General features: G+C 60.4%; 25 protein-coding genes and 1 tRNA gene. 11 read left to right on the top strand and 15 right to left on the bottom strand.

The annotated features are described in order from the left end of the window. Positions 1-15: 15 nt before the first annotated feature. Positions 16-330, bottom strand: coding sequence for a tyrosine-type recombinase/integrase (locus tag ASS64_RS03515; protein WP_304438364.1), 315 nt, complete (start codon positions 328-330; stop codon positions 16-18). Then, positions 255-923: a site-specific integrase gene (locus ASS64_RS03510; protein WP_067689861.1), complete on the bottom strand. Its 669-nt coding sequence runs from the start codon at positions 921-923 to the stop codon at positions 255-257. Before ASS64_RS03510 ends, ASS64_RS03515 begins: the two co-directional genes overlap by 76 nt. A 35-nt stretch (positions 924-958) precedes the next feature. On the opposite strand from ASS64_RS03510, the gene ASS64_RS17100 reads away from it, so the two are divergent. Further along, entirely contained in the window at positions 959-1,204 is a 246-nt protein-coding gene (locus ASS64_RS17100) for a helix-turn-helix transcriptional regulator (protein ID WP_157075060.1), read from the top strand. A gap of 17 nt (positions 1,205-1,221) precedes the next feature. Here the strand turns inward: ASS64_RS17100 and ASS64_RS03505 are convergent, their stop codons facing one another. Continuing rightward, entirely contained in the window at positions 1,222-1,455 is a 234-nt protein-coding gene (locus ASS64_RS03505; RefSeq protein ID WP_067690402.1) for an HGGxSTG domain-containing protein, read from the bottom strand. A 29-nt stretch (positions 1,456-1,484) separates the two neighbouring features. Beyond that, complete coding sequence (locus ASS64_RS03500; RefSeq protein WP_067689858.1) at positions 1,485-2,081, bottom strand: hypothetical protein; 597 nt, start codon at positions 2,079-2,081, stop codon at positions 1,485-1,487. Positions 2,082-2,453: 372 nt separating this feature from the next. On the opposite strand from ASS64_RS03500, the gene ASS64_RS03495 reads away from it, so the two are divergent. From ASS64_RS03495 to ASS64_RS03480, 4 genes are all read left to right on the top strand, one after another. Beyond that, entirely contained in the window at positions 2,454-3,860 is a 1,407-nt protein-coding gene (locus tag ASS64_RS03495; RefSeq protein WP_083508136.1) for an O-antigen ligase, read from the top strand. Positions 3,861-3,930: 70 nt separating this feature from the next. Continuing rightward, positions 3,931-4,656: a polysaccharide biosynthesis/export family protein gene (locus ASS64_RS03490; RefSeq protein ID WP_067689852.1), complete on the top strand. Its 726-nt coding sequence runs from the start codon at positions 3,931-3,933 to the stop codon at positions 4,654-4,656. After that, positions 4,653-6,797 carry a polysaccharide biosynthesis tyrosine autokinase gene (locus ASS64_RS03485; protein WP_067689850.1) on the top strand — a complete coding sequence of 715 codons (2,145 nt, stop codon included), beginning with the start codon at positions 4,653-4,655 and terminating at the stop codon, positions 6,795-6,797. The genes ASS64_RS03490 and ASS64_RS03485 overlap by 4 nt, the downstream gene beginning before the upstream one ends. Positions 6,798-6,847: 50 nt before the next feature. Next, the gene (locus ASS64_RS03480; RefSeq protein ID WP_067689848.1) at positions 6,848-7,987 is read left to right on the top strand and encodes a hypothetical protein; all 1,140 of its coding nucleotides are present in this window, start codon (positions 6,848-6,850) and stop codon (positions 7,985-7,987) included. Between the two features lie 331 nt (positions 7,988-8,318). On the opposite strand, the gene ASS64_RS03475 is transcribed toward ASS64_RS03480, so the two are convergent. Together ASS64_RS03475 and cpdR are read right to left on the bottom strand one after the other, a co-directional pair. Next, positions 8,319-8,393, bottom strand: a tRNA-Val gene (locus tag ASS64_RS03475). 79 nt (positions 8,394-8,472) lie between these two features. Beyond that, positions 8,473-8,865 carry a cell cycle two-component system response regulator CpdR gene (gene cpdR / locus ASS64_RS03470; RefSeq protein WP_067689845.1) on the bottom strand — a complete coding sequence of 131 codons (393 nt, stop codon included), beginning with the start codon at positions 8,863-8,865 and terminating at the stop codon, positions 8,473-8,475. A 198-nt stretch (positions 8,866-9,063) separates the two neighbouring features. Between cpdR and ASS64_RS03465 the strand changes: the two genes are divergently transcribed. Next, positions 9,064-10,014, top strand: a complete 951-nt coding sequence (locus tag ASS64_RS03465; protein WP_067689843.1) for an N-formylglutamate amidohydrolase — start codon at positions 9,064-9,066, stop codon at positions 10,012-10,014. 213 nt (positions 10,015-10,227) lie between these two features. Here the strand turns inward: ASS64_RS03465 and ASS64_RS03460 are convergent, their stop codons facing one another. The 5 genes from ASS64_RS03460 to ASS64_RS03440 form a co-directional block, all read right to left on the bottom strand. Then, a complete protein-coding gene (locus ASS64_RS03460) occupies positions 10,228-11,040 on the bottom strand; it encodes a class I mannose-6-phosphate isomerase (RefSeq protein WP_067689840.1) in 813 nt (270 codons plus the stop codon). After that, positions 11,037-12,056, bottom strand: coding sequence for a mannose-1-phosphate guanylyltransferase (locus ASS64_RS03455; RefSeq protein WP_369815349.1), 1,020 nt, complete (start codon positions 12,054-12,056; stop codon positions 11,037-11,039). Before ASS64_RS03455 ends, ASS64_RS03460 begins: the two co-directional genes overlap by 4 nt. Positions 12,057-12,173: 117 nt before the next feature. After that, positions 12,174-13,154: a hypothetical protein gene (locus ASS64_RS03450; RefSeq protein ID WP_067689836.1), complete on the bottom strand. Its 981-nt coding sequence runs from the start codon at positions 13,152-13,154 to the stop codon at positions 12,174-12,176. 64 nt (positions 13,155-13,218) lie between these two features. After that, the gene (locus ASS64_RS03445) at positions 13,219-14,007 is read right to left on the bottom strand and encodes a SapC family protein (RefSeq protein WP_067689833.1); all 789 of its coding nucleotides are present in this window, start codon (positions 14,005-14,007) and stop codon (positions 13,219-13,221) included. Between the two features lie 66 nt (positions 14,008-14,073). Then, positions 14,074-15,522 (bottom strand): FAD-binding oxidoreductase, encoded by a 1,449-nt coding sequence (locus tag ASS64_RS03440; protein ID WP_067689831.1) that lies wholly within the window; start codon positions 15,520-15,522, stop codon positions 14,074-14,076. A gap of 185 nt (positions 15,523-15,707) precedes the next feature. Here ASS64_RS03440 and ASS64_RS03435 point away from each other — a divergent pair, with 185 nt between their 5' ends. Together ASS64_RS03435 and ASS64_RS03430 are read left to right on the top strand one after the other, a co-directional pair. Continuing rightward, positions 15,708-16,250 (top strand): hypothetical protein, encoded by a 543-nt coding sequence (locus ASS64_RS03435; protein WP_067689828.1) that lies wholly within the window; start codon positions 15,708-15,710, stop codon positions 16,248-16,250. A gap of 118 nt (positions 16,251-16,368) precedes the next feature. After that, positions 16,369-17,718 (top strand): DEAD/DEAH box helicase, encoded by a 1,350-nt coding sequence (locus ASS64_RS03430; protein WP_067689825.1) that lies wholly within the window; start codon positions 16,369-16,371, stop codon positions 17,716-17,718. Between the two features lie 45 nt (positions 17,719-17,763). Here the strand turns inward: ASS64_RS03430 and ASS64_RS03425 are convergent, their stop codons facing one another. Further along, on the bottom strand, positions 17,764-20,073 hold the full coding sequence (locus ASS64_RS03425; RefSeq protein ID WP_067689823.1) for an ATP-dependent helicase: 2,310 nt from the start codon (positions 20,071-20,073) through the stop codon (positions 17,764-17,766). A 147-nt stretch (positions 20,074-20,220) separates the two neighbouring features. Between ASS64_RS03425 and ASS64_RS03420 the strand changes: the two genes are divergently transcribed. Further along, a complete protein-coding gene (locus ASS64_RS03420; protein WP_067689820.1) occupies positions 20,221-20,526 on the top strand; it encodes a hypothetical protein in 306 nt (101 codons plus the stop codon). A gap of 276 nt (positions 20,527-20,802) precedes the next feature. After that, positions 20,803-21,243: a hypothetical protein gene (locus tag ASS64_RS03415; RefSeq protein WP_067689817.1), complete on the top strand. Its 441-nt coding sequence runs from the start codon at positions 20,803-20,805 to the stop codon at positions 21,241-21,243. 22 nt (positions 21,244-21,265) lie between these two features. Here the strand turns inward: ASS64_RS03415 and rsmD are convergent, their stop codons facing one another. From rsmD to ASS64_RS03400, 3 genes are read right to left on the bottom strand one after another with little or no spacing between them, the layout of a single operon-like run. Beyond that, positions 21,266-21,820, bottom strand: coding sequence for a 16S rRNA (guanine(966)-N(2))-methyltransferase RsmD (gene rsmD / locus ASS64_RS03410; protein ID WP_067689814.1), 555 nt, complete (start codon positions 21,818-21,820; stop codon positions 21,266-21,268). Further along, entirely contained in the window at positions 21,817-22,584 is a 768-nt protein-coding gene (locus ASS64_RS03405) for a pseudouridine synthase (RefSeq protein WP_067689812.1), read from the bottom strand. The genes rsmD and ASS64_RS03405 overlap by 4 nt, the downstream gene beginning before the upstream one ends. An 18-nt stretch (positions 22,585-22,602) precedes the next feature. Continuing rightward, positions 22,603-23,766, bottom strand: a complete 1,164-nt coding sequence (locus ASS64_RS03400) for an aromatic ring-hydroxylating dioxygenase subunit alpha (RefSeq protein WP_067689810.1) — start codon at positions 23,764-23,766, stop codon at positions 22,603-22,605. Positions 23,767-23,837: 71 nt separating this feature from the next. On the opposite strand from ASS64_RS03400, the gene ASS64_RS03395 reads away from it, so the two are divergent. Beyond that, the gene (locus ASS64_RS03395; RefSeq protein WP_067689807.1) at positions 23,838-25,571 is read left to right on the top strand and encodes an MFS transporter; all 1,734 of its coding nucleotides are present in this window, start codon (positions 23,838-23,840) and stop codon (positions 25,569-25,571) included. Positions 25,572-25,588 lie beyond the last annotated feature (17 nt).

The following is a 25,588-nucleotide window of genomic DNA, read 5'->3' as shown; positions in this document are numbered from 1 at the left end:
TCGGTTTGCTGCCATTCAGACCCAGACGTTATGCTCGGCCTTCTCAAGATAACGGGCCAAGACATTCACTGATTTCCAGCCGCCCGCCCGCATGATGGCGGCTGTATCAAACCCCCGCTTCAAAAGGTCCTGCGCAGCACCCACTCGCATTGAGTGGCCGCTGAACGACGCGACCTGATCTTGGCGCAGGCCGCAGCGCTGCGCCGCTTCCTTGATCACTCTTCGGACCGTCGTTGTTTCTAGGCAACGATCAATCACCTTGTTCTGGTAGATAGGGCAGAACAGCCACTCGATCTCGGGGCCGCGATAGGCGAGCCATTCCTTAAGCAGGTTAGCAGTCGGCTTCGAAGTAAACGCGATCCGCCGCTGTCAGCTTTGCTGCGGCGGATTAGTACTCTGAGAGTTCCGTCGCACCTCTCGGTGATATCCTGATTGCGCAGCGCGATGAGCTCTGATCGTCGCGTCATCAATTCATAGCCGAGCGCCAACATCGCGCGATTGCGCAGGCCCCACGGCGTATCGGGCTCGCTTTCCAGAAATCTATCGAGATAGTTGCGCGTCAATCCCTTGGCCTGGCGGGGGCGGATCGGTTTCTGGCGCCTGACCTTGCGCATGGCGAGATTGATGTCCTCGTCAAAGGTTGGGTCGGGCAGTCGCAGCAGGCGGTGGACCTTGCGGATCGCATAGAGCCGCCGCTGTACCGTCGATGGAGCCTTGGCCTGCCCCTGGTCTTCGAGAAACTGGCAGACGGTTTCAACGCTCGCGGGGAAGGGTTCGTCGATCCGATTGTCCACGCACCAGTGCTCGAAAGCCTCGACATCCGCGCGGTAACTGCGCATTGTTGCTGGCGCATAGGCGCCTTCAAGGCGCTGGAGTTCGGAGCGCCAGCTAGATGGGCTCATATTGCTCTTTATGAAAATCATAGTGCTCAATATGAGCAAAGACAGGAAAAGATCAAGTGATAACTGCTGAGCAGATCCGCGCTGGGCGTGCCGCGGTTGGTTGGTCGGCAGAGCAGCTTGCTAAGGCGTCGGGTATCGTTCGTCGAACGGTCGTCGCAATCGAAGTCTCGACTGGCGTCCCTTCTTCAAACGCGCAAACGCTCCAGAAGATTCAATCTGCCCTTGAAGCTGAAGGTATCGAATTCATAGGCTCGCCCGATGATCGACCTGGCATCCGTATTGGCAAGCCGCCGGCCCCCTAGGACACTGGTACAAGCTTTCAGAAATCGTCGAGCATTTCCTTGCCGTCTTTGAGAAGCTCGCGGACATGCTGGCGGAATGCCTTCGCCTCGCGCGTATATTCGCCGTGTTTCAGCGCATTTTGATTGCCTATGGGCGCGCCCGATCCCTCGGCGCCGCCATGCATACGGCAGCGCTTTCTCCCGCTCACTGCTGGAGACTGGCATGGAGTACCCATTCGGGTTTTCGCGCCGCAGCGTGGGCTTTGCCGCATAGGGACGGTGTTGCGCTTATGCGTTCCCGTCACTTGCGTTTTCTCTGGCGGACTTTGGCCTTCTTGGGATTTGCCAGAGGCATCGTATCGTCTGGTTTATGCTCCAGCTCGGCAGGCCTGTTATCAGCTTCGCGCTTGCCGCCCGTTTCAACATTACCAACGATCGCTTGGCCACCTTTTTCGACACGGACATGCTCGACCGTGACTTTCTGCTGTCCCTTGCCGCGATGCTTGTTCAAGGTTTCAAGCTGCCGTGCATAAAGCGCCATCAGTTTGTGGGCGTGCTTCAGGTTGATGTCACGGCCCTCGAACGTCTGGTTCGGGACAGCTGCGCGCCGAAGGCAGTCTAGCGCCGCAAAATGTGTCCCGACCATTTGTTGAGCCAGCATGCCTTCAGCACCATCTGAAGGCTCGAGACTGTTGAAGTGCTCGATCGCCCGGGCAATACGAGTGTTGACCTGCTCCTCGCTCATCTTCTCGTGATGCCAAAGAAGATTGGCCAGTTCATTGACGCGGTCTTGCAGGTTCTTGACCTCTTTAACCTTGAGAAGCTCGCGCGCTTGCTCATCGGTTAAGAGCTTATGGGTCGGGAGAGGCTCCGGTCGCTTGTCTTTTCCATTGGGCATTGGCCGCTGTCCTCGAGCTGCAAGATTGGCGCACTGTACAGCCTATTCCGAGTCAATTCAGTGCCAAAATATGGTCGAACTCTACTGTGCAGGGGTTGTTTGCCAATTTCTGCTGGAGAGACCCCCACCCCAGTGATTTCGAGAGAAGGCATCCGTCATTGCTGAAAACAGATCGGCAGGGCCAAATGCCTGATAACGCGCAGCTTCAGGAATTCGGTCTTCTAGCAAGAATGCGATGTCAAGCAGCATTGGCGCTGGGTTCAAAGCGCTAAATGTCTGTGGACATTTAGGTCGCTATTTGGCCAACGCCGTTGCATACGGCTTGGACGCTGCAAAGGGTGCGCAGCCCGAAAGACGGAGGTGCAAACTACGATGGACGGTAGCCGTGAGCGACAAGGGCAAGTGGGAATAATGGAGGAAGGCCTAGACAGAGGCTGGATCGTACTAGGACTGCTTGCTCTCGTGTTGGCGTTTACGGGAGGGGCATCCAGATTTGATGCAATCCAAATCGTTCCGCTGCGCACTTTGTCCGCGCTCTTCTTGGTGTCATCACTTTTCTTTCTGACAAAGGAAAGACTTAAGGCCGAGCGTGCGCTCATCATATTGTTTGTATGCTTTGCGTTGATCGTGGTGGTGCAGCTCGTTCCGTTACCACCGTGGTTATGGCAGAGCCTGCCGCAGCGCGCTAACATCCTTCGATTGGACGCCGTGCTGGGTCTAGAAGGAGCCTGGCGCCCCTTGACGCTGACTCCGATGCGTAGCTGGAATGTGCTCGGGAGCTTGGTCGTGCCGGCAGCCGGCTTGTTTTTGGCAATTGCCCTTCGTGCGTCTTCTCTGACGCTATTGCGAATTGTTACAGGGTTGGGAGTTCTCAACGCGCTGTTGGGCCTTTTCCAGATCGTAATGGGAAGATCGAGCGTTTTCTATTTCTATGAAGTAACCAACAGGGGCGGGGCAGTAGGTGTTTTCGCAAATGAAAACCACGCGGCAGTTTTTGCGGCTTGTTCTATGCTGGTAGTGACATTGCTCGGTCTAAGGGTCCGTAAGGAGCGGAGTGCGGTTTGGGAGCGCTTGATCTATCCTGCTGCCTTTTTCTTGATCCTTTTTGTATCCTTGGCCGGAGGTTCACGGGCTGGCTTCGTAGCCGTCATCGGCGCGATTCTGGTCTCGATGACTATGCTCGCTTTGTCTCCGCGCCCTCGCAGGGGGCTTCACGCTGAGCAGTCAGTGGGTCGGTGGCTGGACCAGCACCCTCGCCTGATATTGGCCATTCCGGTCATTTTGGTATCGCTGACGGCAGCTGCATTTCTGACGCTTGACCGGACGCCAGCATTTCGTGAAATTCTTGTGAGAGATAGCTTTGAAGATTTGAGATGGGCATTGTGGCCGGTGATTATCGAGATGTTTGAAGGCCATTGGGTGCTAGGGACGGGTTTCGGATCCTTTGAACAAGTATATCATATCTATGAGCCATCGGCATTGTTGATGCCTTCCTATGTCAATCAAGCGCATAACGATTGGGCGCAGTTTATTATCGAGGGAGGAGTGCTGGCAGGGCTTCTTTTGACTGGACTTCTTGTTTGGATGATAAAGGCGATCGGGACCATATCGTTGCATCGAACGCGTAGGGTCGACTCAATCTTTTGGATGAGCATCTTTGCGATTGTCGGAGCTGCGTCGTTGGCTGATTATCCCTTGAGAACTCCTCTCTTTCAGCTAGTCACCATCTGGCTTTTGCTCGCCCTTTCGCGAGATGCCCGTGATATCAAAGCAACATAGTTTGATTGCTGCGGGAGTATCTGGGTCGACGCGGCTTTCATCGTTTCGGAGTTGCGCTAATGCGCGCATTATGAAGACAACAAGATCAGTCAAAAATCTCAGATTAGCCCTGAGCGGGTTGATGTTACCTCTTGCTCTTTCGGGGTGCGCAACGGATCGGACCTTTGGTCAGGCGCCCGGGATTGAAATTGCCGAGCTGGAAGAGCTTCCGGCTCCTCGTATCGAAAACCTGTATGTTATCGGTCCTCAGGAGGCGCTCGAAATCGAAGTCGTGGGTGCTGAACGGTTGAGCGGGAAGTATCTCACAGATGGAGAAGGTCGCATCTCCTTCCCGCTCGTGGGTTTGCTCGACCTTGGAGGGTTGGCGCCCAACGAGGCAGCTGACATGATCGCGAACTTCCTGCGGGGCAGCTATCTGCTCAACCCTCAAGTGCGCGTGATTCCAGAAGAAATTCCTCCCCCTACAGTATCGGTGGGAGGTCAGGTTGATGAGCCTGGAGAGTATCCGGTGCTCGGTCGGCAGTCTCTCTTGCGCGTTGTCAATCAGGCAGGCGGCTTGGCAGAGTACGCGAAATTGGATGACGTCCTGATTCTGAGGACCGTCGGGGGGCAGCGCTATATCGGCGCTTACAATATCCAGGCGATCCAACGAGGTAATTACGGAGATCCGACTGTATATCCCAATGACATAATAATCGTGGGGGATTCGCCGAACCGAAGGCGCCTGGACAGCATTTTGCGATTCGCGCCCTTGCTCTCGACTTCTGCTATTCTAATTGATCGGATTGGCCGTTGAACAATCTCAATTTTGCGTCTCATGAGCTCGCTGGACGAGATGATCGTCGTGAGCTGATCGATGATCGTGATTCCAACGATGACTCCTTTGCCATCGACCTTGAGCGGTATTGGCACGAAGCTATCGGTCTGAAATATTGGCTCGCGGGAATAATCGCGCTTGGCCTCCTGCTTGGTATTCTCATTACGTTGCTGGCGACCCCTCTGTACCAGGCCAGCGCACGCTTGGAAGTCTCTCAGGTGACGGCCGACGTCACGAATCTCGACTCACTCGAGGTTGATAGTCAGATATCGGAGCTCCAGTATCTCAACACACAGTATGAGCTTCTGGTTTCGAGGTTCATGGCCAAGCGCGTGATGGAGGCTGGTAATCTCTCCCGGGACGAAGCCTTTCGCGAAGCATTCGTGATCGAAGATGGAGAAAATCTCGATAAGCGGATCGAGGAAATACTATTCGACAATGTGAGTATCGATCCGATCACGCAGTCGAGCCTGGTCGATGTAAGGTTTTCCAGCCCCGATCCGGTTGTTTCCGCCGAAATCGCGAATCTCTGGGTTCAGGAATTCGTGGCGGCCAATTATGAAAAGCGCTTCGGTGCGAATATTGAGGCCCGAGATTTCCTTCAGAGCCAGATTGCGGAGCTTCGTGAACGTCTTTCGGAATCCGAGCAGGAACTCGTCGAATACGCAAATGCTAACGAGATTCTCGTCCTTAATGCGGGAGGCGATTCGGGCTCCGAAAGCGCGGGCCAAACGCTGGTAGGTGCTGATCTGGAGGCCCTCAATACTGCCCTTGCCGCTGCTGTCGCCGACCGGGTCAGTGCGCAGGCTGCAGTGGTCGGTGGAAATTTTCCCAGTAATGATCCGCGCAATGAATTACTTACAAGTTTGAGCGAGGCAGAAGCCGAACTCGCTGTTCTTCGCGCCAATTTCGGGCCTGATTATCCGGAGGTGCAAGAAAAACAAGCGGAAGTAGACTCGCTTCGATCGGCAATTTCTGGCGGTAGTCGCGATCTCCTTCAATCCGCGAGGATTAGAGAGGCGGAACTTCGCGATCAAGTCGAGCAGGTCAAGCAGCGCTTCCTCGGGCAGCAGGGCCAGGGGATCCGATATGGAATCCTTAAACGAGAAGTAGATACCAACCGCGAGATCTATGATGCATTGTTGCAGCGCTTCAAGGAACTCGAAGCCTCGGGCGCGGGTCAGAACAATATTCAGATTATTGACCAAGCCGACGTTCCTGCGGATCCCTATGCTCCCTCTTTGGTTCAGAACCTTCTTGTGGCGCTTGTCGCGAGCTTTGTATTCGCCGCAGGCTTGGTCTACCTCAAGGTGACCCTAAGCCAGACCTTACAGGATCCTGAAGACGTCCGCAGGCGACTGGGCCTTCCTCTCCTCGGCGCTATACCTCGCGAGATGGACGGCGATTTGACCGAGCGGCTGACTGAGCGTTCTTCGGAAATAAACGAAGCCTATACCACCGTTCGTACCAATATGAATTTCCTGACCCCCAAGGGCGCGCCGGAAGTTTTGATGTTCACTTCTTCGGTGCCAGCGGAAGGTAAGAGCGTTTCTTCGGTCGGGGTCGCCACCAGTTTTGCGCAGTTGGGCAAGCGTACACTGCTGATCGATGCTGACCTGCGTAACTCAAGGCTTAGGGATACGCTCGATCTGCATGGCTATGACAAGGGTGGGTTGGTGCCTCTCCTTGCCAGCCAGGAAACCGACATGGCGTCGCAGATCGTCTCACTCGAGCAATATGGCTTCGATTTTCTTCCAATGGGCCGCACCCCACCCAATCCGGTCGAGCTTCTTGCCGGCGAGCGGTTCGCACAGATTATCGAAGCTGCCCGCGAGGCTTACGATCAAGTCCTCATCGACGGCGCTCCGATGCTGGCCCTGGCTGACGCGGTCGAAATGTCGCGGGCCGTTGATGGCGTCGTTTTCGTCATCGAGGCAGAACGTATCAAGCTGCGAGGCATCGAGAATGCGATCGGCCGCCTTCAGCGCTCCGGCGCGCAGGTTTATGGCGCCATCGTTACCAAGGTGAGCCAGAAGAACTCCGCATATGGCTATGGCTATGGCTATGGTTATGGCTACGGCTACGGCTACGGTGAAGAGAAGCGCGAGGAACCGGCCTGATCGGCCAGACCTGATCGATGAAACTGGCTAACCCACTCCGTTTTGTGGCCATGGCAATCTTGGGCGTGGCACTCGCCATCGCCCTTGCGGCTCAGTCGGCGGGGATCGCTCTAACGCGTAAGGCGCCTGAGACTGCTCTGTCGCTCTTCCCGCTTAATGGTCTGGCGCAGGAGGAACTCGCGTCCTCGGCGTTTCTCTCGGTTGCCGAAGGTCTGGTTCCTGCCGAAGTTGGTATGCCGATGGCGGAGCAATGGGCTCTCGAAGCTTACCGGAAGGAACCTCTCACTCCCGAGGCGCATGCTATTCTCGCTCTGGCCGAAGAGGATGCAAGTGCCCGTTCGGAAATCGTGAGCCTGGCTTCGCAATTGAATCGGAGGAACCCAAGGCTCCAGGCGGTGGTTCTCCAGGAACAAGTGGCACAACAGGATTACCCCGGGGCCATCGCGACTCTCGATCGCATTCTACGCGTCCGGCCTTCGCGATCCGCCGAGCTGTTTCCCAGTTTGATCCCGCTATTCGCGCGAGAGGGAGCTGTCGACGAATTCGCTCGAATTCTCGATGGCACATCGCCTTGGCATGAGGTCTTTTTCCGTTACGCGGTCAGGGAACCGGCGGCGCTTTCCAATCTTCTCGAATTGCGCAAGCGAGTGTCCTTCGACAATCAGCAGCTGGATCAGACCCTGCTCAAGAATCTCGTTACCGAGGGCGAGCTCGATGCGGCTTACGGATTCTACAAGCAATTACGCGACGGTGATCAGTCCAGCGATCGCTTAGGAGTGCTCGACTGGGACAATACATTTGCGCCTTTCGATTGGGCATTCTCCGATCGCGCGGGATTGCGCGCTCAGCCAAGTTTGAGCGCGGAGCAGCTCGAAATCTCTGTGAAGCCGGGTGAAGGCGGCGTGGTGGCGCGACGCCTCATCAAAACACCCGACAGCCCGTTCATCCTGGAAATCGAGCACGACATCGAATCGTCTCAAGCCCTGCAGGATATTGATATCGGCCTTCGCTGTGGCGGTGCGGATAACTCTCTTGTGCTGGACCAAGACCTGGCGAGCCAAGGTAACGGATTCGAGATCGCCAACCTCCCTGACTCGTGCTCGTTCATCGAGATACTCATTGAGGCGAGGGCATGGTCGGGGCGCTCTGCCCTGAATGTGGAAATCGACTCTGTTCGAATTCGGAATTGACTGGTTGGTATCGGGCCGTTCGGGACGGTTCTGCATTGAAAGTTGATGCGATCGCTGCGCGTCCGAACTAACGCCGTGACACGATCTACGGTCCTCGACCGGCCAGGTGCCAGTCGAGGACCGTAGATCGATGCAGTGTCTGCGAAGGGGGAGCGATTGACTGGATACAGAGTGTCCCCAATCTGCCCGGCTTTCGACATGGGCCATAATTATCGACCGGTTCGATCCCGCCCAATTTGACCGAATGTCCAGGAATCATTGTCGCAGGCGCTCAGGGAACGCAAAAAGCCCGCCAAGATGGCGGGCTTTTTCATGCCTCATGGGGCTTCGATGGTGGGCGTACCAAGGTTCGAACTTGGGACCCCTACGATGTCAACATAGTGCTCTACCACTGAGCTATACGCCCACACCATCGGGCGCCCCGTTACGGGGCAGGCGGGCCATTTAGCGAGGCTTCGAATACCGCGCAAGGCCCTATCGCAGACTTATTGCAATCGCGCGTTGACCCGGTCATCCAGAACCCGTTCCACCTCGAGGACGAGGTCGCGCAAATGGAACGGTTTCGACAGGACTTTGGCATGCGGCTGTTCGCGGCTGGCCTTGAGCGTGACAGCGGCGAACCCGGTGATGAACATGACTTTGGTGTGCGGGCTCACGTCGTTGCAGCGTTGTGCAAGTTCGATACCGTCCATTTCGGGCATGACGATATCCGAGAGCAGAAGGTCATAGCCTCCATCCTCCAGCAACGGGATCGCATCGGTGCCGCGATCGACCGAATCGACTGCATAGCCGGCATTGACCAGCGCCCGTTCGAGATAGACGCGCATCGCATCGTCATCCTCGGCGAGCAGGATTCGTTGTGTCGGTGATTCCGTCATACGGTCTATGTACTCCGCGCGCTTTAAAAAAGCATGTATGCAAAACAGGGATCGTTAATGGGGCGGGAGGCGCGCGGCGGCTGGCACGACCATTGGCGTTTCCGATTCCTGCGCAGCCTGCCGGCACGCGGGTAAATCTCGCGCCCGATGAACAAATCCGAGCTTGATTAATGGGGCTGCGAGACCGACGATGAAATCATGAACCACGGCAAGGCGACACTGTCCGGCGATGCCGAGCAATTGACCGGGGGCGCGATTCCCGGACAGCCGGGGCCATCCTACAGACTGTGGCGGCGGTCGAAGGCCGACGTACCCGTGCTCATCGCGTCGCCGCATTGCGGCCGGTGCTATTCCGACGATGTTCTTGCCGCCTTGCGCGATCCCGACCAAGCGCGGTTGCGACTGGAAGATCGCCATATCGATGCGGTGGCGCACCCGGTTGCCGCCGCCTCGGGCAGCAGCCTTCTGCTTGCCGAGGCGCCCAGAGCGATGATCGACCTCAATCGATCGGTCGAAGATGTTGACTGGGGCATGGTCCGCGGCGCCAGACCCGGGCCGCGACGCCATTCGCTGGCAAACCGCCGCTCGCGGAACGGATTGGGTCTCGTGCCTCGGCGTATCCCCGGCATGGGCGAACTCTGGCGCCGACCATTGACCATGCCGGAACTCGATGAGTGGATCGAATCGATCTACCGGCCGTATCACGCTGCCCTGGGTGCCGAACTCGAGCGCCTGCGCGATCGATGGGGTGTGGCGCTGTTGGTGGATCTGCACTCCATGCCGCCATTGAAGAAATCCCATCTGCAGGACCGGCCGGCCGAATTCGTCATCGGCGACCGGTTCGGCGCGTCCTGCGATCCGGGGCTTGTCGACCTTGCCATCCGCTATCTCGGCAACCACGGTCGGCGAGTGGCGCATAATCGGCCCTATTCGGGTGGATACGTGCTTGATCGGTATGGGCAAACTGCGCGTGGCATCCACGCCATTCAAATCGAGGTCTGCCGCACCGCCTATCTCGATACGCGGCTCGACCTGCCCAGTGCGCGCGTGGCGGCGATAGCAAAGCTCCTCGCCGGGCTCGTGCGAATGCTCGGTGCGGAAACCAGGACCATGGGGCGGCGGGGGCAGATAGCCCAGGCTGCGGAGTAGTGATCCGCAACAAAAAACCACCCCGCGCTATGCGCACGGGGTGGCCAAGGTTCAGGGAGGAAATGCACTCGCGTGCATCTACCGGGAGGGCCATGAGGGGAAGCGCCGCCCGGCGATTACGAAATGGTGGTGCGACGCATCGGTTTCAAGCCCGCGGCGACCGCGGCTGCAGCACGGTTCGGCGCAGATATGGTGCGGCCTGTCAGAGCGACTTCAGCAGGTCGAATTGGGCTGAGCCAACAGCAAAAGGCAATCACCGGAAATTGACTGCGGATCGAAGTCCAATGCGAGAGCGCATTCCCCTGTGACAAGCTGGTCGTTACCAATCGAAGCCTCGCCTGAAAGCGGAATTAGGAGTGTGGGTCTATCCTCCAGGGGCGGGGCGGGACTGGAGCTGCCACATTGCCAGAAACTCAGGCTGAAGTGAGGACCATCGAGCAGCACGCCGGCATCGGTGTCGAGCCTGCTGCGATACTCAGACTGGTAAGGGCCAGTTTTGGCAATCTTCATTGCCTGATCTAGATGCAATTCTCGTGGGCGGCCGTAGTCGAACAGCCGAAAGGTGATATCGTTGTTTTGCTGGACCTCGATCAGGCTGACCCCGCCTCCGATCGCGTGGACGGTGCCCGCGGGGATGTAGAAAGTGTCTCGGGGTCGGACTTCGTGCCACACAAGCATGTCGACAATGCTGCCGTCGATCGCAGCCTGCGTCATGGCATTCGGAGTGATCTCCTCATGAAATCCGGCCGCGATGGTCGCGTCTGGCGCCGCGTCCAGAATGACCCAGCACTCGCTCTTGCCGCTACGTCCAAGGTTCATAGACCGCGCCTGGGCATCGCTCGGATGGGCCTGTACCGATAAGCGCTCGCTGGCAAATATGTATTTCACCAGCAGTTGTTGGAGCTCCGGGGGAGGTTCGAACCAGACCTCGCCGATGCGCTTCTTCGATGGATGGGAGAAGGGCGCAGGCAGCTTTTCGACACCCCAGACCTTCTCGACGAAGGTGCTGCTCAGCTTGCGGATCATTGGTCCTTGCATCGGCTTGCCTCACGGACACGTTGCACGGCACCGCGGGCGGTCACGAGGATATCCTCTCCATCGACCACCACGACCAGATCGTTAGCACCGATCAGAGTGACATGTGGTCCGTCGCTATCGATCATGACGCCTGTGGCACCGATAACTTCGCCCGGACCCACAATCACATTGTCGTCAGAGGGAAGCTGGCGCTCGCGGAACAGCGCATCCCAATTGCCGATGTCGGACCATCCCATGGAGACATCGACCATCGCGGCGTGATCCGTGTTCTCCATCACGGCGTAATCGACTGATTCTCCACGGATCTCCGCGAAGCTTTCTTGATCCGGGTGGATTGTGGCCCCTGCATTGTCTCCTCGCTCGAAAGCGCACTTGGTTGTCGCGAAAAGATTCGGTCGATGGCGCGACAACTCGGCCAGGAACTTGCCGGCCCGGAAGGCGAAGATACCTCCGTTCCAGGCGTATCCGCCATCCGCAAGAAATCCGAGCGCCGTGTCCAGATCGGGTTTCTCGACGAACCGTTGGACCCGATAGCCACCATCCAGCGCCTCCCCGCGACGGATGTATCCATAGCCTGTTTCGGGAGCCGTTGCGGCGATACCGAATGCGACCAGCCAATCCTCGGTTGCCATCTGCGCTGCGATCCGCGCAGCATTTCTGAACGCTTCCGGATCGGTTATGTGGTGGTCGCTCGGGCAAACAAGCATGATTTCGTCGGGGTCGAGGGCCAGGGCCGCCAGAGCGATGGCAGGCGCGGTGTTCCGGCCGAATGGCTCGACTACGAAAAGGGCATCGGGAGCATTGGCTTCGACCTGCTTCTCGGCAAATCGAAGGTGCCGCTCCCCGATAACAACCACGGGACGCGCGAAGATCTCGCGGTCCGCGCACCGCTCCAGCGTAGCCTGAAAAAGTGTCTGTTCGCCCAGAAGCGGAATAAACGGCTTCGGCATCGTAGCACGACTTCGCGGCCACAGCCGGGTTCCATTCCCGCCACACAGAACCACCGGTACGATCTTCGACAACGCTTTTCCCCAAAAAATCCCGGACCGATCGTCCCGCTCGGATATCGCGCCCCGACCGTAGCTCGCAAATGTTCGATGTCGAGGTGCTAGCGAATGGTGTTAGCGGTCGGCGGCTGCGGTATCGAACTCGGGAGAGAAATACCGCGACCAGTCGGCGAGGCCGTCGTCGCGGTCCTGCGCGGCGCGTTCGATCGTCGCCAGTTCCGCCTCGATGAACTCGACCCGTTCGTCCCAGCCGTCATGCGTGCGCTTGCGGAATATCCAGCCGCCGTGCCTGGGCCCCCAGGTGCGCATGAAGCGAATGGCGGCGCGCGGATCGTAGCCGGCGTTGTGGAGAAGCCAGGGCATCAGCCGGTCGGCGTCACGCTCGGACAGGCGCACCAGTTTGCGCTTCCAGCCGATCTCGCGAAAGGTCTGCGGGTGGCGAAGGATGTTGTGCGCCATTTCGTGGGCCACAGCGGCGGCAAAGGCGGCCTCGTCATATCCGAGGCCCGGGAAATTCTCACCTATGAGCACCCGGTTCCCGTCCGCTGCGGCGCTTTTCTTCGAATCGACAAGCTCGAAACGCGTCGGGCAGGCGGGGACGCCCTCAAGGCGTTCCGTCCTTACAAGAGCACCTCCGGGGGATTGCCAGGATATGTCGACGCCGCCGCGGGACAGTGCTGCATCGATCGAATCGCGTAGTGCGGAAACTCGCTCCCAGCGCGGTTCGGATTTAGGCCAGGCAACGGAAACGGATTTGCCTTCGATCGCCAGGATCGTGTCGTTCTGGACGATGCCGATGGCGGTGGCGGGCGATCCCGGGGCGACAGCCTGGGCAGCGATGTCGCCGGTTAGGCCGAACAGTGTCCGGACCGCGGCAGGGTCGCCATAGCTGTCGGCGTCGTGCAGCAGCAGGCCCGAGACCATGATCGCCCGATCGCAGAATGGGGCATTGGCCGTAGCCAGCCGATACCCGACGCGAAAAAGCCGGTCCTCGCTTTTTTGGAAAACCTCGAGCGGAACAGGCTTGGTTGTCGCCTCGCTACCATCTTCTGCCCTGGCCGGAATGGAGTGAGCCAGTGCTGCGCCGCCAGCCACAAGGCAAAGCGCGCGGAGAAAGGACGCCCGGCGATCCCATCGCCGGGCGCGTATTCCAGTTCGGTTATGCGGTCGGGACACCGGCAGTCGCGGCATCGGGCTGGGGAACCTTGCCCTGCTGGAGCTGGCGGCCGAAAATGGTCCGCATCATGTCCATCGAGAAGATCTGCGCCCAGATCAGCGGCAGCAGACCGTTCTCGGTCCACTTGCGCAGCTGGTCGCCGCGCAGTTCGCGCAGCTTTTCCTGATTGATCATCTGGAAACCGCGATAGACGAATGGCTTGTCCTTGCCCTGCTCGGTGATGGCGATTTCGCCTTCCATCAGCAGGTCGTGATCCTTGAGCTCCTTCATGAAAGCCTGGGTCCGCTGACCGGCCTGTTCGAATTGCTCGCAGAACTCGAGGATCTGCTTGGTGCCTTCGCTGGGTTCGCCATTCTCGAACAGCGGCTGGCCATCGTCGAATTCGCCAATGTTTTCCGCAGTCGGGTCGAAGCAGAGCGACAGGTCCTGGCTGTCCTGCTTGAGCCGGGCGAGCATGAAGGGATAGCGGCGGACATAGGCCGGGATGTAGATCTGTTCGGTTACGGTGCCTTCTTCGTCGACGAAGGTGTTGACGCCGTCGTTGAGGCCCATCAGCGCCAGCGGAACGGCATCCGGACCGGTCGAGAAGACGATCGGCATATCGCGCTGTGCCTGGACGAATTCGTCGACCGTCAGCGGCACGGCATGCTGCTTGGCAAGCCAGGGCGCCTTGGCCATCGGACGCGAGCGATAATTCGCATGGTCCTTGCTGTTGAGGGGCATCAGGTCATTGAAGAAAAGGGGCAAGTTGGGCTGCGGCGCGCTGGCCATGGATCTCTCCGAAATTCGATTGGATTGGGCGGCAAGCCCGATGGGCCAGCGCTCGGTAGGCGCGCTTTACGGCGTTGCAGCATCGGGCGCAAGCGGCACGAGCTTGCCCGGATTGAGTATCCCCTGCGGATCGAGGGCCTGTTTGATGTTGCGCATAAGGTTCAGCGCAACCGGATCGCCCAGTCGCCCGAGTTCGTCCCGCTTCATCTGGCCGATCCCGTGTTCCGCGCTGATCGAACCGCCGAATTCCGTGACGAGGTCGTGGACATAGGCGCTGATCACTTTCCCGTCGCTCTCTTCCCACTCGCCGCGTACCGCGCCTGCGGGAGCGAGCACGTGATAATGAATGTTGCCATCGCCCAGATGGCCGAAGCCGACCGCCAATGTGCCGGGAAAGCGGTATTCGATGCGCGGCGAGGCGGTTTCCACGAACTCGGCCATTCGCGCTACCGGTACCGAGATATCATGCTGCATTGCCGGCCCGATCGCGCGCTCGGCAGGGGAAATGCTGTCGCGTAGTTGCCAGAAGTCCTCGGCTTGGGTCTCGCTTGAGGCAAGTACGGCATCGTCTACCAGGCCAAGTTCCATCGCGCTCTCGAAGATATCTTCCACGAGACGGTCGAGATGGTCCGAGTTCCGATCTTCGGTCACCAGCTCGACCAGCGCATGCCAGGCATGGTCTTCGGTCAGCGGAGAACGAGCATCGGGCAGGTGCGCCAGGACCGATTCGAGGCAATGCGCGGGCAAGACCTCGAACCCCTCGAGCGCCGGCCCGGCCATTTGTTCGCAATGTCGCAAAAGTTCGCTGGCGGTCGAAATGCTCTGCACGCCGACCCAGGCGACCCGGCGTTCAGCGATTTGCGGCAGCAGGCGCAGTGTGGCGGCCGTGACGATCCCCAGCGTACCTTCCGACCCGATCAGCAACTGTTTGAGATCGAATCCGCGATTGTCCTTCTTCAGCGGTACCAGGCCGGAGAAAACCTCGCCATCGGCAAGCACCGCTTCGATACCGAGCACCTGCGCGCGCATCGTGCCGTGGCGCAGGACCTGTGTCCCTCCTGCATTGGTCGAGATCAGCCCGCCGATGGTTGCGGATCCCTTGCCGCCAAGGGTGAGCGGGAAGCGCATTCCTTCGGCCTCTGCAGCCTCGTGCAGCGACTGGAGCACGACCCCGGCATCGCAGGTGACCTGCATAGCATCGGCATCCAGCTCGCGAATGGTATTCATCCGGCGCAGCGACACCACCACACTGTCTCCGCTCTCGTCGGGGGTGGCGCCGCCCGACATCCCGCTGTTGCCTCCCTGAGGAACGATGGGCACGCCGTGGGCGCCGCACAGGCGAACGAAGCGGGCGAGCTCCTCGGTCGAAGCGGGCGACGCAAGGCCGATTGCCTTTCCGGTGTAGCGTCCCCGCCAATCGGTAAGCCACGGATCGACCAGCTCGGGGTCGGTGGTGAATCCTCGCGGCCCCAGGAGTTTGGTGGCAGCGCTGCTGAAGGTGTCGCTATTCGTCATGTGTGGTCCCCTTGCCACAGCTTGCCGCGCCAACGCCACCGCTTGCCAATCGAGGCAGAACAATTAAGCCCGTATTCAAGCGGGGGAGGGCAACGGACAAGTCCGCGATTTCCCGCACGTAAACCGGATCCCGGTCGAGGAGCGTTCGAATTTAATCCATGTCGCTTCTGTCTCCCCTGGCTGCCATGCTGATTGCATTGGGCACACCGCAAGGCGCGGTGGAGGATGCCGTCGTGCATCAGGGCGCGGCGAGCGAGAGCGGACGGATCGATGCCGAGGCGCTTTCGGCAAGAGGGTCAGCCTGGACCGGATTCATCGACAGTTTCCGAGTACCGGTGGCCAATCAGGTCCGGATCGAACGGCGTGTTATCTTGCGGATCAACCCTCGGCCAAGCAATATCAGGCGCGGTTTCCTTGCCGACCTGCCACGCCAAAGGGTTCCGGCGCGATTCGTCGAACGCCCGCATGGTAAATGTGTCGATGCTGGCGATATCGTCGGCGTGTCCGACCGCGGCAGTAGGCTCGTGATGTATATGCGCAACCAGCAGATGATTACCGCCGAACTCGAGAAGGCCTGCAGCCCGCGAGATTTCTATCTCGGTTTTTATGTCGAGCGCAATGAAGACGGGAAGCTGTGTGTCGATCGCGACCGGTTATTGTCGCGAGCAGGGGCGAAGTGCCGGATATCCAATCTCAGCCGGCTTGTGGCAGTGAGTGACGAGCGCTGAAGCGGCCCGCGCGCCGATTTCTTGACTTTTGGGGTATTTCCGGCGAAGGGCGCCGCTGCCGATGCTGCGAAGACGCAGATTTGTGTCGGCCAACGTTCCAGGGACAGTTTCGAACCGCATGACTTTCGCCGATCTCGGCCTTTCCGAAGACTTGCTCAAGGCAGTAAGCGAAGCCGGCTATGCCGAGCCGACCGACATCCAGCGCGAAGCGATTCCGCCGGTGCTCATGATGAAGGACATCATCGGCATCGCGCAGACGGGAACCGGCAAGACCGCGAGCTTCGTCCTGCCGATGATCGACATCATGGCCAGCGGACGCCGCCGGGCGCTGATGCCCCGCTCGCTCATTCTCGCCCCGACCCGGGAACTGGCGGCGCAGGTGGCCGAGAATTTCGAGAAATACGGCAAGAACCACGATCTCAAGCTCGCGCTGCTCATCGGCGGTGTGCAGATGGGCGACCAGGTCAAGGCGCTGAATGAGGGGGTCGATGTCCTGATCGCGACGCCGGGTCGCCTGATGGACCTGTTCGAGCGCGGCAAGATCCTTCTCAACGGCTGCGAGCTGCTCGTCATCGACGAGGCCGACCGGATGCTCGATATGGGCTTTATTCCGGACATCGAGTTCATCTGCTCGAAACTGCCCGAATCGCGCCAGACCATGCTGTTCTCGGCCACGATGCCGCCGCCGATCGAGAAGCTGGCGAAGAAGTTCCTCGACAATCCCAAGCGGATCGAAGTCAGTCGCCGCGCTTCGACGAACGAAAACATCACGGCTTTCAAGGTGCCGGTAAAGGCCCGCCAGAAGCGCGAGACGCTGCGCTGGTTGCTGGAAAACGATCACATCGAAACGGCGATCGTCTTCGCCAACCGCAAGACGACTGTGCGCGAGCTCAATAAGAGTCTGCAAAGCTACGGTTTTCGCAGCAGCGAGATCCATGGCGATATGGACCAGTCCAGCCGGATCAAGGAACTCGAACGTTTCAAGGCGGGCGAGGTCAACATTCTCGTAGCTAGCGACGTCGCGGCGCGCGGGCTCGACATCAAGGGCGTCAGCCACGTCTTCAATTTCGACACGCCTTGGCATCCGGACGATTATGTCCACCGCATCGGCCGGACGGGCAGGGCAGGGGCCAAGGGTCGCGCCTTCACCTTCGTCGCCGATGAAGATGCCGAAGCAATCGGGAATGTCGAGAAGCTTACCGGCGCCGAGATCAAGGTCTTCGGCAAGGAGGACGTACGGGTCGATTTGGTCGAGAAAGCTGCCGAAGCTGAAGCCGAAGACAAAGCCAACGAGAAGCCCAAGCGCAGCCGCAAGAAGCGCAGCGACGATTCTGCGGGCGAAAAGCCCGCGCGCAAGGCAAAGGCCGACCGCGCACCGCGGCGAAAACGGGACGAGGACGAGGCTCCTGTCGCACCGGGCGAATGGAACGGCCCGCGCCCCGGCTTTCTCGACGTCTCGGCAACCTGAGTTCTCGTAGCCGACGGCGGACCGGTTCGCCCGTGTCCGCCGCTGCTAATCCGCCAGCTTCACGAAGCTGTCGAGAACGCGTTTTTCGCCCGCTTTCTCGAATTCGATTGTCAGCTTGTTGCCTTCCTGATCGGTAACGCAGCCATAGCCGAACTTGTCATGGAACACGCGTGCGCCGATGGCGACGTCGCTGCGCGGCTTGGCGGCGAAACTCGCGGCGCTGCGACCGGGTTCGGCCAGCCGCTTTGGCGTGCTGTCGTAACCCGACGATAGTGCCCGTTGCCATCCCGGTCCGCGTGCACCTGAGCGATCCGGGCGATTCGACGAGACATGCGCGAAGGGATCGTCGGTCTCGCTCCAGTTCGCACGCCACAAGGAAGCGCCGCCGGTCATGGTGGTCTCGCTCTTGATGTGCTCCTCGGGCAGTTCCTCGATGAAGCGGCTGGGGATCGAGCTTGTCCATTGCCCGTAGATGCGCCGGTTCGCGGCGTGCAGGATCGTGCAGCGGCGCTTGGCGCGCGTGATCGCAACATAGGCGAGACGACGTTCTTCCTCGAGGCTGGCGAGCCCGCCTTCGTCGATGGACCGCTGGCTGGGAAAGACGCCTTCTTCCCAGCCGGGCAGGAAGACATGGTCGAATTCGAGGCCCTTGGCCGCATGCATGGTCATGATGGTGACCTTCTCGCCTTCGTCGGCGCGGTCATTGTCCATCACGAGGCTGACATGCTCGAGGAAATCGCCGAGAGACTCATACTCCTCCATCGCGCGGGCAAGCTCGGTGAGGTTTTCCAGCCGCCCGGCGCTCTCGGGGCTGCGGTCCTTCTGCAGCATGTCTTCATAGCCGCTTTCGGCGAGCACGGTACGCAGCAGTTCGGAAGGCGTGACCTTCTCGGCCATCTCGCGCCAATGGACGAACTGGCCCAGCAGACCGACGAGGCTGTTCTTGGCCCGCGCGGGCAATTCGTCGCTATCGCACAGGTCGAGGCTGGCCGCGGCGAGCGGCGTCTGCGTCCGGCGTGCGTGGCGGCGCATGGCTTCGAGTGTCTTGGCGCCGAGACCGCGCTTTGGCTGGTTGTAGATACGTTCGAAGGCGAGGTCGTCGGCGGGCTGGGCGATGGTACGCAGATAGGCAAGCGCGTCGCGGATTTCGGCGCGTTCGTAGAAACGGAAGCCGCCGACGATCCGGTAATTGAGACCGATCTGGATGAAGCGGTCTTCGAATTCGCGGGTCTGGTATTGCGCGCGAACCAGGATCGCGACCTGATCGAGCGGGGCGCCTTCCGCTTCCAGGCGCTCGATCTCCTCGCCGACGCGGCGCGCCTCCTCGGGCGCATCCCACACGCCGATGACGCGCACCTTCTCACCCGCCGGAAGTTCGGTCCACAGCGTCTTGCCGAGCCGTTCGCTATTGGCATCGATCAGACCCGAGGCGGCGGCGAGGATCTGCGGGGTGGAGCGATAATTCTGCTCCAGCTTTATCACCGCTGCGCCGGGAAAATCCTTTTCGAACTTGAGGATATTGGCGACTTCTGCGCCGCGCCATGAATAGATCGACTGGTCGTCGTCGCCCACCACGCAGATGTTCTTGCGCGTCTGCGCGAGCAGCCGCAGCCACAGATACTGGACCTGGTTGGTGTCCTGATATTCGTCGACAAGGATGTATTTGAAGCGCTGTTGGTACTGTTCCAGCACATCGCGGTGCTGTCGGAAGATATTGAGCATATGCAGCAGCAGGTCGCCGAAATCGCAGGCGTTGAGTGCTTTCAGCCGGTCCTGGTAAAGCTTGTAGAACTGCGCGCCCTTGCCATTGGCGTAGGCTTCGTTTTCCACTGCATCGAGATCGCTGGGATTGAGGCCGCGGTTCTTCCAGCGATCGATAAGCCCGGCGAGCTGGCGCGCGGGCCAGCGTTTCTCGTCGAGGTCGTTTTCCTGGATCAGCTGCTTGAGCAGGCGGAGTTGATCGTCGGTGTCGATGATCGTGTAATTGCTCTCCAGCCCGACCAGCTCGGCATGGCGGCGCAGCATGCGCGCGCCGATCGAATGGAAGGTGCCGAGCCACGGCATGCCTTCGACCGCATCGCCGATATGTCTGCCGACCCGCTCGCGCATCTCGCGTGCGGCCTTGTTGGTGAAGGTTACGCACAGGATTTCGCTCGGCCAGGCACGGCGGGTCGCGATGAGATGCGCCAGCCGTGCGGTCAGCGCCGCCGTCTTGCCGGTGCCGGCCCCGGCCAGCATCAGCACGGGGCCCTCGGTCGTCAGCACCGCCTCGCGCTGCGGTGCATTGAGGCGGGCCGCGTAGGGCGGAATGTCGCCGGTTTCGGCGGTCTGATCGGGGGATTCGGGAAGAGACATGGAGGCGTGAACAGTTAGGGAACAGGGCGCTCTGACGCAAGGCGACATACGCATACGCAGAAGGCAATCGCTGACAGGCTGTCGGAACACAAGGGACCGCCGCCGCGTTGCAAGGCACGTAAATCGCCGAATTCAAGGGAGAATACGATGAAACCCCTATTTGCAATCGCCGCTGCATCGGGCCTTGCTCTGACCGCCGCACCTGCCTTTGCCGACGAGCCCGGCACGAAAGCCAATTCACCGGAAGTGGTGGAGACGAATGCCAGGGGCCAGGCCACCAAGGTGCGGATCGATGGCAAGGTCTATGACGTCTGCATGAAAGACGATCAGGACGGCTGCATCAACCCGCGCGCCGCCGGGCTCAAATGGGGCAACCGACCGCTGAGCTACTGGCCTGGCAAACCGGCGAGCGAGATCGAAGGGCCTCTCCCGGCCGAAAAACCGGACAGCTAATCTCGGCTTTTCGCCCGCGCTCCCTTCTTACCTGGGTTAGAGCGCGGCGCTTGGAGGGGGCGGGGCTGCCATGGCGGCTCCGCCCCTTTTTGTGCCATCTCTGGAAGAGACCACCCGACGTGAATTTCGAACGACTGACGCCGGAGCGTTCAGAATGCAGGATGTCGGGGACGGCGCTGGCTTGCGCAGCTATTCCTCCCCACCGATAAGGATCGCACCTGAAGGGAAGGGTCAGGGTCGCGTTCGTCGCGCATGTAGAAATCCGCGGAGGATCACATGCGTAAGACTTTTTGGTATTTCATCGGTGGCCAGCTCGCCACCATATCGATTCCCGTAGTGGCGCAGGATACCGAGCCGGCTCCGCAAGTTCAGCCAGCTCCGCTGCCTACAGAGCCGGGGAACGTCCCGCTCTCGCCCGACCAACAGGCGATTGTCGACACGTGGCCCGCCGAGCGCCAGGCGGAGTTTCTTCGTTGGCCGCCGCAGGTGCAGGCATATTACTGGGCGCTTCCGCCGCAACGACAGGACATGCTTTGGCAGCTGACCGACCGTGATCGCCTGGCAATTGCGGATATGGACGAGGCCGGGCGGGACGAAGCCTGGGCGATCATCGAGAGTCGCTTGCAGGCAAACCCGATGGACGATCCGCCTGCCAATGAAAAGCCTCAGCCGGACCAGCCGGGCGAACCGCCCGAGGTCGACGAACCGACGCAATAGGTGGCTCGGCAGGTTAGATAGGTTAAGCCGCGTCGGCGGCTAGTTTCAGCAGGCTGAGCTTGGCTTTGCCGACGCGGCGATCCTTGGCGATTTCCAGTCCCTTGACGGCGATCTGTTCCTTCGCACCGGTCTCGAGCGCGATCCATGTGGCCGGACCGATCCAGCCGAGCCGTAGCATGCGATCGAGTGCGACCTGTCCCGCTCCCGTATCATAGGGTGGGTCGAGCAGGACCAGGTCGTGCGATTGTTTGGCAGGACCCAGCGACATGACCGATGCCTGCTGAACCGTGGCGCGCGGGCGGGCGTCAAGCGCATCGATATTGGCCCTGATCGCCTTGATCGCCGCGCTTTCCTGTTCGACGAAAAGACACGACGCTGCGCCGCGCGATAGCGCTTCGAGACCCAGCGCACCCGATCCCGCAAAGAGATCGAGCACCGAAAGGCCCTCGAAACTGCCCAGACGGCTGGCCAGCATGTTGAACAGCGTCTCGCGCGTCCGGTCGGCAGTCGGCCGCGTCACTTCGCCTGCGGGCGCGGCAAGTTTTCGCCCCCGCCATTCACCCGCGACGATTCTCACTGGCGTCCTCCGCGGGCCAGTTCGCGCTTGAAGGCCATGACGTCGCCGCGTTTGATTTCGAGTGCCTGCCCGCGCGGAAGATCGCCGATGTGGAACGGGCCATAGCCGATCCGCAGGAGCCGGTTCACTTCCAGCCCGAGATGTTCGAGCACCCGCCGTACTTCGCGGTTCTTGCCCTCGCGCAGGGTCAACTCGATCCAGCGGTTGCGGCCCGAGCCACGTTCCAGATCGGCTTCGATCCGGCCGTAGCGCACACCATCGACCTCGATGCCTTCGATCAGCTTGTCGAGATCTGCCTGCGTCACGTCGCCGAATGCGCGGGCCCGATAGGTACGCGGAACGCCGCTCGACGGCAGTTCCATCGCGCGCTTCATCTCGCCGTCATTGGTCAGCAGCAGCAGGCCTTCGGTGTTGTAGTCGAGCCGACCCACCGGCATCACGCGCCCTGCATCCTTGGGCAGCGCGTTGCGCAAGGCGGCGTAGATCGTCGTCCGACCCTTGGGGTCGTGTTCGGTGGTCAGCATGCCGGCCGGCTTGTGAAAAGCGAACAGGCGTGTTTCCTCGACCTTGCCGACAGGTTTGCCATCGACCGTTACGCCTTTGAGGCTGGTCAACTTCACTGCGGGCGTGTCGAGCACCTTGCCGTCGATCGCTACGCGCCCGTCGGCGATCATGCGTTCGATCTCGCGGCGGCTGGCAACGCCTGCACGCGCGAGCAGCTTGGCGATCCGGTCGCCTTCTTCGGGTAGTCGGTTGTCGGCCATGGCCGCGCAGCTAGGCCTTCAGTTGGCAGCCCGCAAGGCCTCTTCGACGGTCTCGTGGTAGCGCCTGATACCGCCTTCCATCGTGCCGAGCGTGAGATGCGGCACCGCGCCGGTCGCCAGACCCTGCTGGCCGAGCTCGGCCGCGCGAAAATCCTCGGAAGCGAAAACCCCGCCGTCGAGCAGCGCCCAGCTGCGTTCCCAGTGGTCGCGCGCCTTTTCGGTCGCGGGGTGCTCGGGAATGAGCATGAAATCCTCGACCAGCGTGCGGTCGTGCGCCTGCGGCATCATCACCATGACGTTGATGTAATCGGGGCTGGGGATGATCAGCGCGCCGGGGAGAAGCTGATAGGCATAAGTCACCACGCGGCGTAGCGCGGCCATATCCTCCAGGTCGATCCCTTCCATCTCCTCGAGCCGCCCGACGGCGCTGCGCGAATGCGGCCCGATCATGTCGCCGCTGGTGGCGCCGTCCTTGAAGAACGGGCCGATCGTCTGCGCGTGAAGCCGTGTCACATGGTAGCTTTCCAGGAAGGCATCCATAATGAGCTTCCAGTTTCCCGCGACTTCATGCGTCTTGCGGCGAAACAGGACCTGATCGCCCATGCCGAGCGCGTCGAAATCGGCGCCAAGTTTCTCGGCATAGGAAAAGTCCGCGGTCTCTTCCCGCGGGCAGAACCAGATCAGCCCGCCGGTTTCGCTGCTCGGCAGCTCGACGAGGCCATATCCGGTCTTGTCGAGGCCCGGAAACGTATCGGGGCGGGGCAGGGCGAGCAGACGGCCGTCAACCGAGTACGTCCAGGCGTGGTAGGGGCAGACCAGCTTCTTGGTACACTGCACATCCTCGCCCTCGACCAGTCTTGTGCCACGATGACGGCACACATTGAGGAACACATGCGCCTTGCCCTCCGCATCGCGCGTGATGAGGAGCGGACGGCCGGTGGCATCATGCGGAACCGCCATGCCGGGATCGGGCAAGAGTGCAGAGGGGCACAGGATCTGCGGCAATCGGTCGTAGATCGCAGCCTTTTCGCGCGCCCAGTAGTCGGGATCGATATAGACGCTTGCCGGGACGGTCGTCGCTTCCGACGCATCGCGCTTGCGACCCTCGGCAATGTCCTTGGCCAGCGCAAGCATGCCGTCCGTCGGGCGGCCTGTGGGTTGTTTGGTGTCGACAGCGCTCATGACGCCTGTTCCTTCCTCTCTCTCACCGCTAGTGTCGCAAAAAATACGCTGGATTGGAAGGACGCTAGGGAATGGCCGCGGTCGCAGAAGAAAAGAAAAAGATCTCCGCCTGGCGCGCGCTCGGCATGGCGCTGGGCAATCGCAAGACCGGTTTCATGCTGCTGTTCGGTTTCGCCAGCGGGCTGCCCTTTGCGCTGTTTCTCGGCACGCTGTTCGCCTGGCTGACCGAGGCCGAGGTCGATCTCGAGACCATGGGGATATTCTCGCTGATCGGGCTCGCCTACGCCTTCCAGTTCCTGTGGTCGCCGCTGATCGACAAGGTCAATATTCCGCTGCTGCGCAAGCTTGGGCGCCGGAAGCAGTGGATCGTCCCGATGCAGTTGCTGCTGGGCACTATTCTCGTCACGATGAGCCTGCTCGAGCCGCGCTCCCAACTCGGCATGTTCTCGCTGCTGGCAGGAATCGGTGCCTTCGCCAGCGCAACGCAGGATATTGCGATCAACGCCTGGCGTATCGACGTGGCGGACGAGGTGGCGACGATCGATATCCTCTCGACCGTCTATCAGATGGGCTACCGGCTTTCCTCGCTCGTCGGCGGGGCGCTCGGCCTGATCATCGCCGCGCGGATCGGTTGGCCGGAAACTTATGCGCTGATGGGCGCGATCCTGCTTTCTGTGGGCTTTGTCGGTCTCTGGGCGCCCAATGCCCGGGAGAATGCCGTCGATGTCGCCTCCGAAAGCGAAAAACAGGTTCGCGCGCTCAGGCAGGCCGGGGAACTCGCGCCTGCGATCCGCAACCGCGCGTTGGCGCTTGTCGCAGTTCTGTGGGCGGGGGCAATCGGCGTAGTTCTGGCCTTCATGATCATGTCGATGACCTACGCGCCGGAGGATCGGCCCAATCCGACCGAATTCACCGTCAATGTCGGGCCGTGGATAATCGTCGCGACCATTATCCTTCCCGCGCTGATTGCGGGATGGCTCGCCGCGAAGAAACGCCGGGGCGAACACCTGCTGGCTGCCGATGAAACGCCTGCGACCGGCGGTGCCTACGCGCTTGATCACCTTTACCGTGCGCTGGTCCTGCCGCTGGTCGAGCTGGTCGGGCGAATGGGCTGGTCGCTGGTGCTGATCTTTGCAGTCGTGCTGACCTACCGGATCTGCGACGCGATTTGGGGCACTTTCGCTTATCCGTTCTATCTCGGCGAACTCGCCTATACGAATGACGACGTGGCCTTCGCTTCGAAGTTCTTCGGCGTCGGCGCGATCATTGCCGGATTGGCTCTGGGAGGATTGATGCTCACCGCGATCGGTCGCATGCCGACCCTGCTCATCGGCGGCGTGCTGGCCGCGCTGACCAACCTGCTCTACGCCGACATGGCCATCGGCGGTGCCAATATGCAGGCCTTCAGCGACGCGGTGGGCTTCACCTATCTGATCGAGCAGGTGCCCGCGATCGGCGACGCGGACCTCGCCAAGCTGACGATTACCATCGGGTTCGAGAACCTCGCCATCGGTATCGCCGGGGCGGCCTATATCGCCTGGCTCTCCTCGATCGTCTCGAAGAAGTTCAGCGCGGTGCAATATGCCCTGCTGTCCTCGCTCACCCTGCTGGTCGGCACGCTCGGTCGCGGAGCCTTGGGCGAGATGATCGAGGAACAAGGCTACTTCGATGTCTTCATCCTGACGACGTGGATAGGGCTGGCAGCAGCGGTGCTGGTGTGCATCGAATGGTGGCGCGAAAGCCGCTCCAAAGCCGCCGCGGGGATCGTCGCGCCCGAAGCGGGGGAAGCCATGCCGGCAGAATAGGCTGGTAAATCGCAGTA

Source organism: Erythrobacter sp. AP23, from assembly GCF_001542855.1.
In the GTDB taxonomy this organism is placed as follows: Bacteria; Pseudomonadota; Alphaproteobacteria; order Sphingomonadales; family Sphingomonadaceae; genus Qipengyuania.
Note: the sequence above shows the minus strand (reverse complement) of the source record. Positions and strands in the feature narration are given on the sequence as shown.

Coding starts and splice junctions, on each gene's coding strand:
- ASS64_RS03510 (WP_067689861.1), bottom strand. CDS start 923: ATGATTTTCATAAAGAGCAATATGAGCCCATCTAGCTGGCGCTCCGAA.
- ASS64_RS03505 (WP_067690402.1), bottom strand. CDS start 1,455: ATGCGGCAAAGCCCACGCTGCGGCGCGAAAACCCGAATGGGTACTCCA.
- ASS64_RS03500 (WP_067689858.1), bottom strand. CDS start 2,081: ATGCCCAATGGAAAAGACAAGCGACCGGAGCCTCTCCCGACCCATAAG.
- ASS64_RS03495 (WP_083508136.1), top strand. CDS start 2,454: ATGGACGGTAGCCGTGAGCGACAAGGGCAAGTGGGAATAATGGAGGAA.
- ASS64_RS03490 (WP_067689852.1), top strand. CDS start 3,931: ATGAAGACAACAAGATCAGTCAAAAATCTCAGATTAGCCCTGAGCGGG.
- ASS64_RS03480 (WP_067689848.1), top strand. CDS start 6,848: ATGGCAATCTTGGGCGTGGCACTCGCCATCGCCCTTGCGGCTCAGTCG.
- cpdR (WP_067689845.1), bottom strand. CDS start 8,865: ATGACGGAATCACCGACACAACGAATCCTGCTCGCCGAGGATGACGAT.
- ASS64_RS03465 (WP_067689843.1), top strand. CDS start 9,064: ATGAACCACGGCAAGGCGACACTGTCCGGCGATGCCGAGCAATTGACC.
- ASS64_RS03460 (WP_067689840.1), bottom strand. CDS start 11,040: ATGATCCGCAAGCTGAGCAGCACCTTCGTCGAGAAGGTCTGGGGTGTC.
- ASS64_RS03445 (WP_067689833.1), bottom strand. CDS start 14,007: ATGGCCAGCGCGCCGCAGCCCAACTTGCCCCTTTTCTTCAATGACCTG.
- ASS64_RS03440 (WP_067689831.1), bottom strand. CDS start 15,522: ATGACGAATAGCGACACCTTCAGCAGCGCTGCCACCAAACTCCTGGGG.
- ASS64_RS03435 (WP_067689828.1), top strand. CDS start 15,708: ATGCTGATTGCATTGGGCACACCGCAAGGCGCGGTGGAGGATGCCGTC.
- ASS64_RS03430 (WP_067689825.1), top strand. CDS start 16,369: ATGACTTTCGCCGATCTCGGCCTTTCCGAAGACTTGCTCAAGGCAGTA.
- ASS64_RS03425 (WP_067689823.1), bottom strand. CDS start 20,073: ATGTCTCTTCCCGAATCCCCCGATCAGACCGCCGAAACCGGCGACATT.
- ASS64_RS03420 (WP_067689820.1), top strand. CDS start 20,221: ATGAAACCCCTATTTGCAATCGCCGCTGCATCGGGCCTTGCTCTGACC.
- ASS64_RS03415 (WP_067689817.1), top strand. CDS start 20,803: ATGCGTAAGACTTTTTGGTATTTCATCGGTGGCCAGCTCGCCACCATA.
- ASS64_RS03405 (WP_067689812.1), bottom strand. CDS start 22,584: ATGGCCGACAACCGACTACCCGAAGAAGGCGACCGGATCGCCAAGCTG.
- ASS64_RS03400 (WP_067689810.1), bottom strand. CDS start 23,766: ATGAGCGCTGTCGACACCAAACAACCCACAGGCCGCCCGACGGACGGC.
- ASS64_RS03395 (WP_067689807.1), top strand. CDS start 23,838: ATGGCCGCGGTCGCAGAAGAAAAGAAAAAGATCTCCGCCTGGCGCGCG.